General features: G+C 59.8%; 13 protein-coding genes. All 13 read left to right on the top strand.

Translation table 11 applies throughout. The annotated features are described in order from the left end of the window. The first annotated feature begins 163 nt into the window (after positions 1–163). The 13 genes from rfbF (at position 164) to ACA048_RS21190 (ending at position 15,146) form a co-directional block, all read left to right on the top strand. Positions 164–937: a glucose-1-phosphate cytidylyltransferase gene (gene rfbF, locus ACA048_RS21250; RefSeq protein ID WP_497626146.1), complete on the top strand. Its 774-nt coding sequence runs from the start codon at positions 164–166 to the stop codon at positions 935–937. Continuing rightward, a complete protein-coding gene (gene rfbG / locus ACA048_RS21245; RefSeq protein WP_497626145.1) occupies positions 919–2,001 on the top strand; it encodes a CDP-glucose 4,6-dehydratase in 1,083 nt (360 codons plus the stop codon). The genes rfbF and rfbG overlap by 19 nt, the downstream gene beginning before the upstream one ends. Continuing rightward, positions 1,998–2,558, top strand: a complete 561-nt coding sequence (locus ACA048_RS21240) for a dTDP-4-dehydrorhamnose 3,5-epimerase family protein (protein ID WP_497626144.1) — start codon at positions 1,998–2,000, stop codon at positions 2,556–2,558. Before rfbG ends, ACA048_RS21240 begins: the two co-directional genes overlap by 4 nt. Next, the gene (locus tag ACA048_RS21235; RefSeq protein WP_497626143.1) at positions 2,555–3,781 is read left to right on the top strand and encodes a methyltransferase domain-containing protein; all 1,227 of its coding nucleotides are present in this window, start codon (positions 2,555–2,557) and stop codon (positions 3,779–3,781) included. Before ACA048_RS21240 ends, ACA048_RS21235 begins: the two co-directional genes overlap by 4 nt. Beyond that, positions 3,778–4,635 (top strand): NAD-dependent epimerase/dehydratase family protein, encoded by an 858-nt coding sequence (locus ACA048_RS21230; protein ID WP_497626142.1) that lies wholly within the window; start codon positions 3,778–3,780, stop codon positions 4,633–4,635. The genes ACA048_RS21235 and ACA048_RS21230 overlap by 4 nt, the downstream gene beginning before the upstream one ends. Further along, complete coding sequence (locus ACA048_RS21225) at positions 4,625–5,695, top strand: class I SAM-dependent methyltransferase (protein WP_497626141.1); 1,071 nt, start codon at positions 4,625–4,627, stop codon at positions 5,693–5,695. The genes ACA048_RS21230 and ACA048_RS21225 overlap by 11 nt, the downstream gene beginning before the upstream one ends. A 17-nt stretch (positions 5,696–5,712) precedes the next feature. Continuing rightward, positions 5,713–6,450 (top strand): cephalosporin hydroxylase family protein, encoded by a 738-nt coding sequence (locus ACA048_RS21220; RefSeq protein ID WP_497626140.1) that lies wholly within the window; start codon positions 5,713–5,715, stop codon positions 6,448–6,450. 51 nt (positions 6,451–6,501) lie between these two features. Beyond that, a complete protein-coding gene (locus ACA048_RS21215) occupies positions 6,502–9,438 on the top strand; it encodes a TIGR00180 family glycosyltransferase (protein ID WP_497626139.1) in 2,937 nt (978 codons plus the stop codon). A 103-nt stretch (positions 9,439–9,541) separates the two neighbouring features. Next, positions 9,542–10,711, top strand: coding sequence for a UDP-4-amino-4,6-dideoxy-N-acetyl-beta-L-altrosamine transaminase (pseC, locus tag ACA048_RS21210; protein WP_497626138.1), 1,170 nt, complete (start codon positions 9,542–9,544; stop codon positions 10,709–10,711). Between the two features lie 37 nt (positions 10,712–10,748). After that, positions 10,749–11,444 (top strand): pseudaminic acid cytidylyltransferase, encoded by a 696-nt coding sequence (gene pseF, locus ACA048_RS21205; RefSeq protein ID WP_497626137.1) that lies wholly within the window; start codon positions 10,749–10,751, stop codon positions 11,442–11,444. Next, on the top strand, positions 11,441–12,946 hold the full coding sequence (gene pseG, locus ACA048_RS21200) for a UDP-2,4-diacetamido-2,4,6-trideoxy-beta-L-altropyranose hydrolase (RefSeq protein ID WP_497626136.1): 1,506 nt from the start codon (positions 11,441–11,443) through the stop codon (positions 12,944–12,946). The genes pseF and pseG overlap by 4 nt, the downstream gene beginning before the upstream one ends. Further along, positions 12,939–13,991, top strand: a complete 1,053-nt coding sequence (pseI, locus tag ACA048_RS21195; protein WP_497626135.1) for a pseudaminic acid synthase — start codon at positions 12,939–12,941, stop codon at positions 13,989–13,991. The genes pseG and pseI overlap by 8 nt, the downstream gene beginning before the upstream one ends. Before the next feature lie 228 nt (positions 13,992–14,219). Beyond that, positions 14,220–15,146, top strand: coding sequence for a ketoacyl-ACP synthase III (locus tag ACA048_RS21190; protein ID WP_497626134.1), 927 nt, complete (start codon positions 14,220–14,222; stop codon positions 15,144–15,146). Positions 15,147–15,208: the final 62 nt, after the last annotated feature.

Raw genomic sequence — 15,208 nt, 5'->3', positions numbered from 1 at the left:
ATACGAGCTGGCGCGTTTCCTGCAAGCACCCCTCATATCGCCATAAAACGAGCACTTGCGGTGAGTCCGCAAGTGCCATAACGGCATTGAAGGTTTTATCCAGAAAGCCCGCAAAAGCTTGATCCAGCTTGGCCGAGCCCTGTGACGAAGAAGAGGGGAGACGATGAAGGCAGTTATTTTGGCGGGTGGCCTGGGCACGCGCATCAGCGAAGAGTCGCACCTCAAGCCCAAGCCGATGATCGAGATCGGCGGCAAGCCAATTCTCTGGCACATCATGAAGCAGTATTCCGCCCACGGGATTCATGACTTCGTTATCTGCCTGGGCTACAAGGGCTACGCGATCAAAGACTTCTTCGCCAACTACTTCCTGCACACTTCCGACGTCACCTTCGACATGCGCAACAACCGCATGGACGTGCATCAGAACTACAGCGAACCATGGAGCGTCACCCTCATCGACACCGGCGAGGAAACCATGACCGGTGGCCGCTTGCTGCGCGCCAGCCGCTACCTCAAGGATGAAGAGGCCTTCTGCTTTACCTACGGCGACGGCGTCTCTGATATCAATATCCGTCAACTGGTGGACTACCACACCGCCCACGGTCGACTGGCGACCGTCACCGCCGTACAACCGCCGGGCCGTTACGGTGCCCTGGAGCGTCTCGGCGATCAGGTGCTCGGTTTCACCGAGAAGCCCCGTGGTGACGGTGGCTGGATCAATGGCGGTTTCTTTGTGCTTTCACCGCAAGTGCTCTCGTACATCGGCGGTGATGACACCACGTGGGAAGCCGAGCCATTGGCCCGTCTGGCCCAGGACGAACAATTGAAGGCCTTCGAGCATGAAGGCTTCTGGCATCCAATGGACACTCTGCGCGACAAGAACTACCTCGAAGCACTGTGGCAGAGCGGGGAGGCCCCATGGAAGCAATGGGGCTGAGTAACGAATTCTGGCGCGGCAAACGAGTTCTGCTGACCGGCCATACCGGGTTCAAGGGCAGTTGGCTGACTCTGTGGCTGCAAAGCCTCGGCGCGCAAGTCAGCGGTTTTGCCCTCGACCCGTCGACCGAACCGAGCCTGTTCAAACTGGCCCGGGTGCATGAGGGCATCAACGATCAGCGCGGAGACCTGCGTGACCTCGGCGCCTTGCTGGAACTGATCACCGATGTGCAGCCGGAAATCGTCCTGCACCTGGCGGCCCAGCCGCTGGTGCGCGAAGGCTATCGCGATCCGCTCGGCACCTATTCCAGCAACGTCATGGGTACCCTCAACCTGCTTGAAGCGATCCGTCAGGTCGGTGGCGTGCGCGCCTGCGTGTTGGTGACTACCGACAAGGTCTACGCCAACAAGGAATGGCTGTGGCCGTACCGCGAAGACGAAGCCCTCGGCGGTCACGACCCTTACAGCAGCAGCAAGGCTTGCTGCGAATTGCTGGCCCAGTCTTACGCCGCGTCGTTTTTCCCGGCTGACAAGTACGCCGAACACGGTCTGGCGCTGGCCACTGCGCGCGCCGGTAACGTACTGGGCGGCGGGGACTTCGCGCCTGAACGGCTGATTCCCGACGTGCTCAAGGCCTGGACTGCGGACGAACCGGTGACCCTGCGCTACCCGCAAGCCGTTCGCCCGTGGCAACACGCGCTGGAGCCTCTGGCTGGTTATCTGCAACTGGCTGCCGGTTTGTACGAGCAAGGCCCGCAATACGCAGGAGCCTGGAACTTCGGTCCGAGCGAAGCGGATATGTGCAGTGTCGGCGAAGTGGTCGGACTGCTTTCCACCCGCTGGCCGCAGGCTCGTGGCCTGCGCATCGAACCGAGCGATCTGCACGAAGCCGGCCTGTTGCGTCTGGACAGCAGCCGCGCGCGCCAACTGCTTGGCTGGCAACCGCGCTGGACATTGCAGCAGTGTCTGACCCAGACCCTCGATTGGCACCTGGCCTGGCAAAATGGCGATGACATGCGCGCCATCACCCTTGGCCAATTGAACCATTACCGGGGCGCGCTGTGAGCGAGTTTTCGTTGAAAGAACTGCCGCTGTCCGGGCTGTTCAGCGTCCAGCACAAACGCTTCGAAGATCAGCGCGGACACTTCGCCCGGCTGTTCTGCGAGGGCAGCCTGAGCGCGTTCGGCCAGCCGTTTCATATCCGCCAGATCAACCATTCCTGCACCCGTGAACGGGGCAGTGTGCGCGGTCTGCATTATCAGAACGCCAGCGCCCCGGAAGCCAAGCTGATCACCTGCCTGCGCGGTGAGGTCTGGGATGTGGCGGTGGATTTGCGTCCCGATTCCGAGACCTTCCTGCACTGGCACGCCGAACACCTGCGGGCCGGCGATGGCCGCAGCCTGTTGATCCCGGCTGGTTTCGCCCATGGTTTCCAAACCCTCACCGATGACGCCGAATTGCTTTACCTGCACAGCGCGGATTACACGCCTGCGCACGAGGGCGGTTTGTCGGTGAACGATCCACGGCTGGCGATTGCCTGGCCGTTGCCTGTCAATAATCTGTCAGCCAGGGATTCCAGCCATCCCGTGCTTGATGAACACTTCGCTGGAGTGCGTGTATGAATTGCCGTGGTTGCGCAACGCCGCTGGCCTTGCCGCTGATTGATCTGGGCACTTCGCCGCCGTCCAATGCCTACGTGCGCGTCGATCAGCTTGAACGGGCCGAGCAATGGGTGCCACTGAAGGTGGTGGTGTGTCAGCAGTGCTGGTTGGTGCAGACCGAGGATTACACCAGCGCCGACAGTCTGTTCGACGCCGAATACGCTTACTTCAGTTCGTTTTCCAGCACCTGGCTGGCCCATGCCGAGCGCTATGTAGGCGAGATGGTCGAGCGTTTCAGTCTGACGGCTGACAGCCGTGTGGTGGAAATCGCTGCCAACGACGGTTACCTGTTGCAGTACGTGGCCGGTCGCGGCATCCCTTGCCTGGGCGTCGAGCCGACCCGCAGCACCGCGCAAGCGGCACGGGAAAAAGGCCTGGAAATCCGCGAGCTGTTTTTCGGTTGCGATACCGCGTTACAACTGAAAACCGAAGGCTGGGCAGCAGACCTGATGGCTGCCAACAACGTGCTGGCCCACGTGCCAGACATCAATGATTTCCTCTGCGGTTTCGCCACCTTGCTCAAACCGACGGGCGTAGCGACGTTCGAATTTCCGCAGTTACTGACCCTGATGGCCGGGCAGCAATTCGACACGCTGTATCACGAGCACTATTCCTACCTGTCGCTGACCGCCGTGCAGACGCTGTGCGAGCGCAATGGTCTGGAAGTGTTCGATGTCAGTCAGCTCTCGACCCACGGCGGTTCGCTGCGCGTTTTCGTTCAGCGCGTCGACGGTGTGCGCCGCGAGGTACAGCCAGCGGTTCAACAGCAACTGCAAGCCGAGCTCGATGCCGGTGTAAAAAAACCGGAGTACTACGCAACCCTCGCGCCCGCCGCCGAACGCATCAAGCACCAACTGCTGCGTTTCCTGTTGCAGGCCAAAGCCGACGGCAAGCATGTGGTCGGGTACGGCGCCGCGGCCAAGGGCAACACCTTGCTCAACTTTGCCGGGGTCAAACCGGACTTGCTGGCTTGGGTCGCCGATGCCAACCCGCACAAGCAAGGCAAGTACCTGCCGGGCAGTCGAATCCCGATCGTTTCGCCGGCGCAGATCGACATTGAGAAACCGGATTACGTGCTGGTCCTGCCGTGGAATCTGCTGCACGAAGTCAGTCAGCAACTGGCGCAGGTGCGCGAGTGGGATGGCCGATTCGTCATCGCCGTGCCTGAGTTGACCGTGCTGTGAAGGTTCTGGTCACCGGGGCCACCGGTTTCGTCGGCCGGCATCTGGTCGCTGCCTTGCTCGCCCGAGGCTGTCAGGTCCGGGCCGTGGCGCGCAACGCCGAGACCGCCGCGAGTATCCCTTGGATCAATGCGGTGGAGTTCATCGCAGCGGATATTCACGCCGCTGATCTGGACATCGCCGCGCTGACCGCTGGCATTGATGCCTTGGCGCATCTGGCGTGGCCAGGGTTGCCGAACTATCAGGCGTTGTTTCATTTCGAGCACAACCTGATGGCTGACTACCGGTTCATCAAGGGCGTGGTAGAGGCGGGCGTCTCACAGGTTTTGGTGACTGGCACGTGTTTCGAATACGGTCTGCAGAGCGGGCCGCTCAGCGAGCAAACAGCGCCGCAGCCGAGCAATCCTTACGGATTGGCAAAAAACACGCTGCGTCTGTTTCTGGAAAATCTACAGCGGGTTCAGCCCTTCACCCTGCAATGGGCGCGGTTGTTTTACCTGCACGGCGACGGGCAAAACCCGAACAGTTTGCTGGCTGCACTGGACCGGGCAATCGATGCCGGCGATGACAGCTTCAACATGTCGGCCGGCGAGCAGTTGCGTGATTACCTGGCGATTGAAACCGCAGCCGGTTACCTCGCCGCAATCGCCCAACAGCGCGAATTCGATGGTGTGATCAATTGTTCCAGCGGCCAGCCGATTTCGGTTCGGGCGCTGGTCGAGCAGCGCCTGCGTGAACGAGGAGCATCGATCCATTTGAACCTCGGTCACTACCCATACCCGACCCAGGAACCGATGGCATTCTGGGGCGTGGCGGATCGTTTGCAACAGCTATTGGGAGCAGAGCATGAGGCATGAGTTGTATCGGGTCGCCGACCTGCCAGTGTTGCAAAACCGCACCTTTGCCGATGCCGCATCGGCCAGGGCTTCGGCGTGCGCCGACATGGTCCTGGTGCAGGACGAAAAAAGCGGGTTGATCTTCAACCAGGCCTTCGATGCCAACACGCTCAGCTACGACGCCGACTACCAGAACGAGCAGGCGCATTCGGGCCAGTTCCAGAAGCACCTGGACGATGTCGAGGGCATCATTGCCCGCCACTTCAAGGGCCAGGAACTGATCGAAGTCGGCTGCGGCAAGGGTTACTTTCTCGAACTTCTCAAAGGCCTGGGCTACGCCATCACCGGTATCGACCCGGCCTACGAAGGCGACAGCGCCGATGTGATCAAGGCGCCGTTCACTCGCGGCCTCGGCCTGGCGGCGGACGCCATCGTGCTGCGCCATGTGCTGGAACACATTCAGGATCCGGTGAGTTTCCTCGCCGAGATCGCCGACGCCAATCAGGGTGGGCAGATCTACATCGAAGTGCCGTGCTTCGACTGGATCCTCGAACACCGCGCCTGGTTCGACCTGTTCTACGAACACGTCAATTATTTCCGCCTCGATGACCTGCGCCGGATGTTCGGCACTGTGCATGAGGCCGGCCACCTGTTCGGCGGCCAGTACCTGTACATCGTCGCAGACCTTGCAAGCTTGCGCTTGACCCCCGAACAGCGGGTGCCACGCCTGGACCTGCCTGAAGGTTTCACCGCGAGCCTTGAGCGCGCAGTGCAAATTATCCAGGAGACGCCCGAGCAAGGTTCGGCGATCTGGGGGGCATCGTCCAAAGGTGTGATCTATTCACTGTTCCTGCAACGGGCCGGTGTGGCGGTGGACCGCGTGGTGGATATCAATCCGGCCAAGCAGGGCCGTTATCTGCCTCTTAGCGGCGTGCGGGTGTCCTCTCCACAAGAGGCCATGGACGCTCTGCCCGAAGGCGCCAATCTGTTTGTGATGAACTCCAATTACCTCGAAGAGATCAAGCGGATGACCGGTGGACGCTACGTCTATCACGCCGTCGACAGCGCTTCGTTTCAGTGACCATTGAGAATTTTGAAATGACCGACAACAGCATCAACAACGCCTTCGAAGCCGAATGCCGGGAACAGATCGCCCAGCAAGGTGACAACCAGAAACTCACCGGCCTGGCCCGGGACTTTTTCAACGAGTCCGCCAGGCACAAATACAGCTACCACTTCTCGTGGATGGGCCGTCCGATCATCCAGCTGCCGCAAGACATGATGGCCATGCAAGAAATCATCTGGCAGGTCAAGCCGGACCTGGTGATCGAATGCGGTATCGCCCATGGCGGTTCGATCATCTACTACGCATCGCTGCTGGAGTTGCAAGGTCACGGCGAAGTGCTGGGCATTGACCTCGACATTCGTACGCACAACCGCGAAGCCATCGAAAGCCATCCGATGAGCAAGCGCATTTCGATGATCGAGGGTTCGAGCATCGATCCTGCGATCGCCGCACAAGTGCGTGCGGCTGCCGAAGGCAAGAAAGTCATTCTGGTGCTGGACTCCAACCACACCCACGACCACGTACTGGAAGAACTGCGCCTGTACGCGCCGTTGGTTTCGGTGGACAGCTACTGCGTGGTCATGGACACCGTGGTTGAAGACATGCCTGCCGACTTTTTCCCGGATCGTCCGTGGGGCCCGGGCGATAACCCGAAAACCGCGGTGTGGAAGTACCTGAAAGAAAACAAGGACTTCGAAATTGACCAGCAACTGCAAAACAAGCTGCTGATCACCGTGGCGCCGGACGGCTATCTGCGTCGCGTTCGTTAATCAAAAACAGTTTCAGGTACTTGGCGATCGGCCGGTTGTGGGGATAGGAAAATGCAGGTTCAAAGCAGCACTCAAACCAACGTGACACCGCTGAACGAGCTGTTCACGGTGGTTGTCATCACCCACAACCGCAGTGCGTTCCTGCGACGTGCCTTGCAGTATTACAGCAGTTACTCCGCCAAGGTGTTGGTGCTGGATTCGTCCGTGCAGTGCGATGAGCGCCTCGCAGACGACTTCCCGTCGGTCGACTATCGCCATTTGCCGCAGTTCACCTATACGGGGTTTCAGCAAAAGCTTGCGTATGGCGCCAGCCAGGTCACCACGCCGTACATGGTGCTGGCCGCCGATGATGACTTCTTGCTGCACGATGCATTGACCGAGTCGTTGAACTTCCTCGAGGCCAATCCCGATTACGGTATGTGCCACGGCTATTGCCTGATGTACCTGACGCACTCCAACTCGGTGCAGTACTACCGTCGCGACAAGAAGGTGAAAGAGGATTACAACGCCGAGCGCGCGCAGGATCGTGTGCTCGACTACATGGGCCAGTACATCCCGCCGTTCTATGCGGTGCACCGCACTTCGCTGTTGCAGGACTGGTACGCGGCCATGCCGCAAGGCACGATTTTCGAGTGGCAGGAAGTCGGCCACGTGTACTACATGCTCGCGCGGGCCAAGGCGCGGATCCTGCCGATGCCTTATGTCGTGCGGGAGGTCAACTATGGCCGTTCGGATCACAAAACCGAAATCTTTCACGTCGTGAGTTTCAAAGACGCCCGCTCCGTCGCTGAGCGTGAGCGCTTTGCCGGTTTCCTCGCCACGCTGCCGACTGGCATCAGTGGCCTGGACCAGGCGCAGACTGCAGCGTTCGCCCTGCAAAGTTTTCAGGTGCTGGCCGACAGCCTGGCCGCGCGCAATGCATTGACGATCGAGCCGATCTTCGAGTCCTACTGGAAAGATCCCACCATTGGCCCGAGACGCGCATTCGGGCCCCAGCAGTATGTCGAGATGCCGTTCTACAACCAGGCGTTTTTTGAGCAACTGACCGAGTGTGAATTCCTGCTCCATGCGATGCCGGCCGGACGCTTGCAGCTGGAAGAAATGGAAGGTGCGTTACTTCAGCAGCACACGTTGCAGCGTATCTATTCCAATGACACGCCTGAAACTATCCAGAACCGTTTGCTGCATGCCATACAGTTGGGCGCCTTCAACCGCCGGGTCGTGCAAAAAATGACGCAGCAGCTGCTGGACATGGGGGAGAGTGCCGACGCGAAAACATTGACGGACTGGATTGCACGCCTGGACAGCGTACCGACCTACGACAGTCGTCAGTTGCTCGACAGTATGCCCTCCGGCCGGTTGTTGAACTGGTTGCAGGCACGCCAGCCGAACGAGACAGCAGTACGCAAAATCAATCAACACCTGGTGGCCAACGGGGGTGGGCCTCAGTTCGGCATTCTGTTGCTGGACCTCGACGCCGACATGGACAAGTTGCAGGTCACCTTCGACAGTCTGATGGAAAGCGCTTTCCGCGCCTTCAAGGTGGTGGTCTTCACCACTGGTGATTTGCCCGACGTCACCACCGAACAAAATACCGTGCATTTTGTAAAGGTCAGTGCAAGCAACTACGTCGATAGACTGAACCAGATTGCCCAGCGCTCGACCTCGGACTGGCTGCTGTTGGCCGAGGCCGGCGATGAGTTCACGGCTGCCGGCTTCCTGCGCGCCAGCCTTGAGCTGCAGAACGCCGAAGGTTGCCGTGCAGTGGCGATGAATGAGATTCATCGCCGTAGTAACGGCACATTGACCGACGTTTTTCGCCCGGCCTTCAACCTCGACCTGCTGCAAAGTCTGCCGACGTTGACCGCCCGGCATTGGCTGATCCGTCGTGAGGTGCTGGTGGATGTCGGTGGTTATGCCCGCGAGTTCAGCGATGCCCTGGAATTCGACCTGCTGCTGCGCCTGATCGAAACTGGCGGGCTGGCGGGTCTGGCGCATTTAGCCGAGCCATTGCTCATTACTCCGGCGGTGGAGCAGGCACCGAACGAGCACCAACGTCAGACGCTGGTGCGCCACCTGGCAACCCGTGGCTATCAGGCGCAGGTGAGTGCCGAGGCATTTGGTGGGTTGCGGATCGACTACCGCCACGCCGGGCGTCCGAAGGTGTCGATCATCGTACGCAGCGAAGGCTGTCAGGAGCAATTGCAGCGCTGCCTGGTGAGCGTATTGCAGCGCACGCGCTATCAGAACAACGAAATCATCATCGCCGACAATCACAGTCAGTCAGCCGATCTGCTGACGTGGCTCGACAGTCTGGAGCAAAACGGCCGCGGGCGGATTCGTCTGATCAAGAACGAGCAACGCGTGAGCCCGTCGGCACTGCTTAACCAGGCTGTGGCGCAGGCGCAAGGTGAGTATCTGATACTGCTCGCGGCGGACGCCGAGGTGGTCAATGCCAATTGGATCGAAGCCTTGCTCAACCAGGCTCAGCGTCCTGAAGTAGGTGTGGTGGGTGCCAAACTGGTTGATCGCGAGGGCAACGTGACCGGCGCCGGCCTGATTCTGGGCCTGGAAGAGGGTGTGGCTTGTGCGTTCATCGGCGAGAAAAAAGACGCACCGGGTCATATGCATCGACTGCTGGTCGAGCAGAATTATTCGGCGGTCTCCGACGCTTGTCTGATGGTGCGCAAAGAAGTGTTCGACGCGTTGGGCGGGCTGGATGAAGAGCATTTCGAGCAAGCGTATGCCGATGTCGACTTGTGCCTGAAAGTCGCTGATGCCGGGTTGCTGACCGTATGGACGCCGCAAGTGCAAATCGCCCACCCCGGCACTTTGCCGGATGACCCGCAGGCGGTAGCTGCCCTGCGTGACAAGTGGCAGGCACGCTTCGCCCAGGATGCGGCGTACAACGAGAACCTGGCCTTGACCGGCAAGGGCTTTACCCTCAGCGCAGCCTCCAGTGTGAATTGGGCGCAGTTGCTCGCTTGAGCGGTCTGACCAGCAAAAGGACTCATCATATGTGCAACGGCAAAATGATGTTCAAGGACGCTCATGCGTGTTCGCTGGTTGGGCGTTGTGTTGAGTCACGGCCATGATGCCCTACCGGATTCCTTACGGCCGACAAAACATTGATCAGACCGATATCGACGCGGTCATGGAAGTGCTCAACTCGCCGTGGTTGACTCAGGGGCCGACGATCGAACGCTTTGAAAAAGCCTTGGCCAACCACTGTCAGGCCGAGTACGCCGTCGCGGTGTGCAACGCCACGGCGGCGTTGCACATTGCCTGTCTGGTCGCCGGGCTCGGGCCGGGTGACTCGCTCTGGACCAGTCCCAACACCTTCGTCGCGTCGGCCAACTGCGGTCGTTACTGCGGCGCCGAAGTCGATTTCGTCGACATCGACCCACTAACGTTGAACATGGATGCGCGGTTGCTGGCAGAGAAACTCGAGATCGCCGAAGCCGCTGGCAAGCTGCCTAAAGTGCTGGTGGCAGTGGCGTTCGCCGGGCAGAGTTGCGACATGCGCGCCATCGCGCAACTGTCCGAGCGCTATGGCTTCACGCTGATCGAGGACGCTTCGCACGCAGTGGGCGCCTCGTATCTGGGACGGCCAGTCGGTTGTGGCCAATACGCTGACATGACGATTTTCAGTTTTCACCCGGTCAAGATCATTACCACTGCCGAAGGTGGCATGGTACTGACCAATCGCCCGGAATTCGCCGAGCGTTTGCGGCGCCTGCGCAGCCACGGCATTAGCGGTGATCCGGCGCAGATGAACGTGCCGGAGACGGGGTTGTGGTACTACCAGCAGCTGGAACTGGGCTTCAATTACCGCATGACCGATCTGCACGCCGCGCTGGGGTTGTCGCAAATGGCGCGCCTGGATACGTTTGTCGCCAAGCGTCGTCAATTGGCCGCGCGTTATGAAACACTGCTGGCCGGTATCGCGGTGACATTGCCGGTGGCTCAGTCCGGGGCCGAATCGGCCTGGCATCTGTATGTGGTCCGGTTGCAACTGCCTCGGATCAAGCTCAATCAGACTCAGGTGTTCGAAGCGCTGAGAGCCGCCGGGTTGGGCGTGAACCTGCACTACATTCCGGTGCATTTGCAGCCTTACTACCGTGAACAAGGTTTCAAGGACGGAGACTTTCCGCAGGCCGAACGTTATTTTTCCGAGGCCATCAGCTTACCGATGTATCCCGATCTGATGGATGCAGAGCAAGAGGAAGTGGTGGAGCATTTGAGGCGAATTCTGGGTTGAACAGCATGATTTATCCTCGTGTGTCGGAATGTGGGCTATGAGCAGCGTTGCCATTATTCCTGCGCGCGGCGGCAGCAAGCGCATACCCCGCAAGAACCTCAAGTCGTTCGACGGGGTGCCGATGATCGTTCGCTCGATTCGTACGGCGCTGGATTCGGCGCTGTTCGATCAGGTAATCGTCAGCACTGACGATGAAGAAATTGCCGAGGTCGCGCGCCAGCACGGCGCTCATGTGCCGTTCATGCGTCCGGCATCATTGGCGGATGATTTCACCGGCACGGCGGCGGTGATGGTGCATGCCTTGGATGAACTGCCCACGTTCGACTTTGCCTGCTGCATCTATGCCACCGCGCCGCTGTTGCAGGCGCGGTATCTGCGTGAGGGGCTGGACGTGCTGGAGCAGAATCCGGACAAGTCATTCTCGTTTTCGGTGGCCAGTTTCGGCTTCCCGGTGCAGCGTGCCTTGACCCTCGACGATCACGGCGCAATGCGGCCGCTTTACCCGGAGTTTCGCAATACCCGCTCGCAGGATCTGGCCGAAGCGTTTCAGGACGCCGGCCAGTTCTATTGGGGCCGTAGTGAAGCCTGGTTGCGCGGTGATGTACTGTTTTCCCCTGTGAGCCTGCCGGTGATCCTGCCCCGGCATCTGGTGCAGGACATCGACACCCTTGAAGACTGGAAGCGCGCCGAATACTTGTACGCCGCGTTGAAAGCCGGTGGTGAATTGAAATGAGAGTGCTGATTCGTTCCGACGCCTCGCCGACCATTGGCAGCGGCCATATCGCACGCTTGTTGCCACTGGCCAGGATTTTGCGCAAGCAGGGTTCGCACGTTGCGTTTGCCTGTCGCCTGCTACCGGGGCATCGACTGGATGTCCTGGCGAGCGAAGGCTTCGAAACCTTTGCGCTGCCGGCCCTTTATGCCGATGAAGACCCGCAACAAGCCATCGAATCCATGCTGCCGTGGCAAGCGGACATCGACGCGTTGGCTCGGGCGCTGGAAAACCAACCGGCGTTCGACTGGATCATCGTCGACCATTATGGCCTTGATCATCAATGGCAAAACGCAGCCCGGCGCTGGGCGCCCCGGATCGCAGCGGTGGATGACCTCGCGACGCGCACCTACAGCGTTGATCTGCTGCTCAATCAGAACCTGTCCGGTACGCCTGAGGCTTACGCCTCGCTGCTGCCGCCGGATTGCCAAACCTTGCTCGGCCCGCGTTTTGCGATGTTGCGAGATGAATTCTGCTGCCCGGCCACCGAGATCAAACCGCAGGCCAAGCGGGTGCTGGTGAACTTCGGTGGTTTCGATGCCGCGATGCAGACTCACCACGCGATGTTGGCGCTGGCGGATTTCCACAACCTGGAGGTCGATTTTGTCGCCGGTGCCGATAACCCGGCCTGGGAGCAGATGCAGGCGCTGGCGGCCAATCGTCCAAACTGGCGTTTGCACAGTTTTGTCAGCGACTTCTATCGGTTGATGACCGAGGCGGACCTGTTTGTCGGTGCCGGCGGCGGCACCAGTTGGGAGCGGGCGGCCCTGGGGCTGCCGACGATTTGCATTGCGGTGTCGAATAATCAGCAGGCCAACGGCGAAGTGATGGCAACGGCGGGCGCTCATGTCTACCTGGGGACTCGTGAGCAGGTCAGCGTTGAGCAACTGCGTCAGGCCGTGGGTTTTGTCACGGGCAATCAAGACTTGCGCCAGAGTCTTTCCGAACGCTCTCGGCAATTGGTCGATGGCCGAGGTGCGCATCGCGTGGCGGCCGCATTGGCCGGTGCCGTTTTACACATACGTCCGGCGACCCTGGGCGATGCGCAGTTGTTGTACGAGGGACGCAACGCCGAGGCCGTACGACGTTGGGCGCTGGAGACCGGCGTCATTGACTGGTCAGCCCATCAAAACTGGCTGACTGCCAGCTTGTGTAATGACCATCGCTTGTTGTTGATCGCCGAGGCGGATGACGGCCCGGTGGGTGTGGTGCGTTATGACCTGCGCGGCTTTGAAGCCGAAGTGTCGATTTTTCTGTTCGAAGGCCGTTTCGGTCTGGGCTGGGGCAGGGCGGTACTGGCTCGGGGCGAGGCGTTCGTCGCCGTCCATTGGCCACAACTGACGGCCATCACCGCTCAGGTGTTACCGGCTAACCAGGTGTCGCTGAAGGTCTTTCGCAATGCCGGTTACACCCAGAGTGCCTGCGCGTTCACGCGCGTATTGAAGGATCACCGCAATGACTAGTTTCAAGATCGGCAACCGCTTGATCGGTACTGACGCGCCGCCCTTCATCATCGCCGAGATGAGTGGCAACCATAATCAGTCGCTGGACATAGCGTTGCGTATCGTCGAAGCGGCGGCCAAGGCCGGCGCCCATGCCTTGAAACTGCAAACCTATACCGCTCAAACCATGACCCTGGACCTGTCCGAAGGCGAGTTCTTCATCAAGGACCCCAACAGCCTGTGGGCAGGAACGTCGTTGTACGCGTTGTACGAGAAGGCCCATACACCGTGGGAATGGCATGCGCCCATTTTCGCCCGGGCCAAAGAACTGGGGATGCTGGCATTCTCCACGCCGTTCGATGACACCGCCGTCGACTTCCTCGAAAGCCTCGACGTGCCAGCCTACAAAATCGCCAGTTTCGAGAACACCGACCTGCCGCTGATTCGCCGGGTCGCCGCCACGGGCAAGCCGTTGATCATCTCCACCGGCATGGCCAGCATTGCCGAACTCGATGAAACCGTACGCGCCGCCCGTGAAGCCGGTTGCAAGGACCTGGTGCTGCTCAAGTGCACCAGCACTTATCCCGCGACCCCGGCCAACAGTAATGTGCGCACGATTCCTCATCTGCGTGAATTGTTTGGCTGCCAGGTCGGTTTGTCCGATCACTCCATGGGTGTCGGGGTTTCCGTGGCAGCGGTGGCGCTGGGGGCGACGGTGGTGGAGAAGCATTTCACCCTCGACCGTGCCGCTGGTGGCGTAGACGCCAGCTTCTCGCTGGAACCGGCCGAACTCGAAAGCCTGGTGATCGAAACAAAACGCGCCTGGCAGGCGATGGGCCAGGTGCATTACGGCGTCAGTGAAGCCGAGCGCAAGTCGTTGGTGTACCGTCGCTCGCTCTATGTCACCCAAGACATGGCCGCCGGTGAGCCCTTTACCATGGCCAATCTGCGCGCCATCCGCCCGGGCCTCGGGCTGGCCCCAAAACACGCTGAAACCCTTCTGGGCCGCCGCGCCCGCCACGCCATCGCACGTGGAACCCCGCTGGACTGGTCGCTGGTCGAGTAACACCTTATCGGGTTGATTCGGCAAAATAGCGTGACCTGCGAGTCATAACGCGCATCTTCACTGTATTGTATTAAACGGGAAGGTGGCGCCTGGCCGGTTATTGGCCCAGTGATAGCCTTTTATTCTTCCCGCTGTCGTCGCTTCGGGGCGACGTTTTTCTCTGTTTGTCGGCGCCCCTCGAATCATTACGAGCGGTGGTATTGGGCTGTTTATTATTGGGAAGCCGTAATGATTGGCATAAAAAGCATTGCGAGCTACGTTCCTGTAGCCGGCATAGACAATTACGCACAAGGTGCAAAATTCGAAAAGGATGAAGAATTCATCCTCGGTAAAATCGGTTCGGCCTTCCTGCCGCGCAAAGACGCCGGGCAGGAAACGTCGGACCTGTGTGTCGAAGCCGCTAACGCGCTGTTCGCCAACAACCCTGATTTGAAACGTGAAGCCGTCGACGTGCTGATCGTGGTCACCCAAAACGGTGACGAAGAGGGCCTGCCACACACCGCTGCCATCGTTCAGGACAAGCTCGGCCTGCCAACCACCGTGGCGGCGTTCGATATTTCCCTCGGCTGCTCCGGCTACGTGTATGGCATCTACGCGATCAAGGGCTTCATGGAAGCCGCCGGCCTGAAAAATGGCCTGCTGATCACGGCCGATCCGTACTCCAAGATCGTCGACCCGGAAGACCGCAACACCACCATGCTGTTCGGCGATGCCGCCACCGCGACCTGGATGGGTGAAAACGCACCCTGGCAGTTGGGCAAAGCCAAGTTCGGCACCGACGGTTCCGGTGCGCCGCACCTGAAAGTGACCGATGGTGTGTTCTTCATGAACGGTCGTCAGGTGTTCAACTTTGCATTGCTCAAAGTCCCGGCGCATTTGCATGAACTGCTGGCCGATTCGCAGTTGACGGCTGACGATATCGATGCCTTCTGTATTCACCAGGGCAGCGCGGCGATTGTCGATGCTGTGGCACGCCGCTTCGAAGGCGAGCCGGAGAAGTTCATCAAGGACATGGTCGAGACCGGTAATACCGTGTCGTCGAGCATTCCGTTGCTGCTGGAAAAACACGTACTGGATTCCAGCTGGAAGCGTGTTGCGCTGAGCGGTTTCGGCGTTGGATTGTCGTGGGGTTCGGCGATCCTCTATCGCCCGTAACGGCAACGCTTGCGTCAAAGAAAGCCAGACACAAAAATAGCGCTCAAGGTGTAATCTTGAGC

The organism is Pseudomonas sp. LBUM1659 (assembly GCF_059716045.1).
This window is presented reverse-complemented; position numbering and strand designations above follow the sequence as displayed.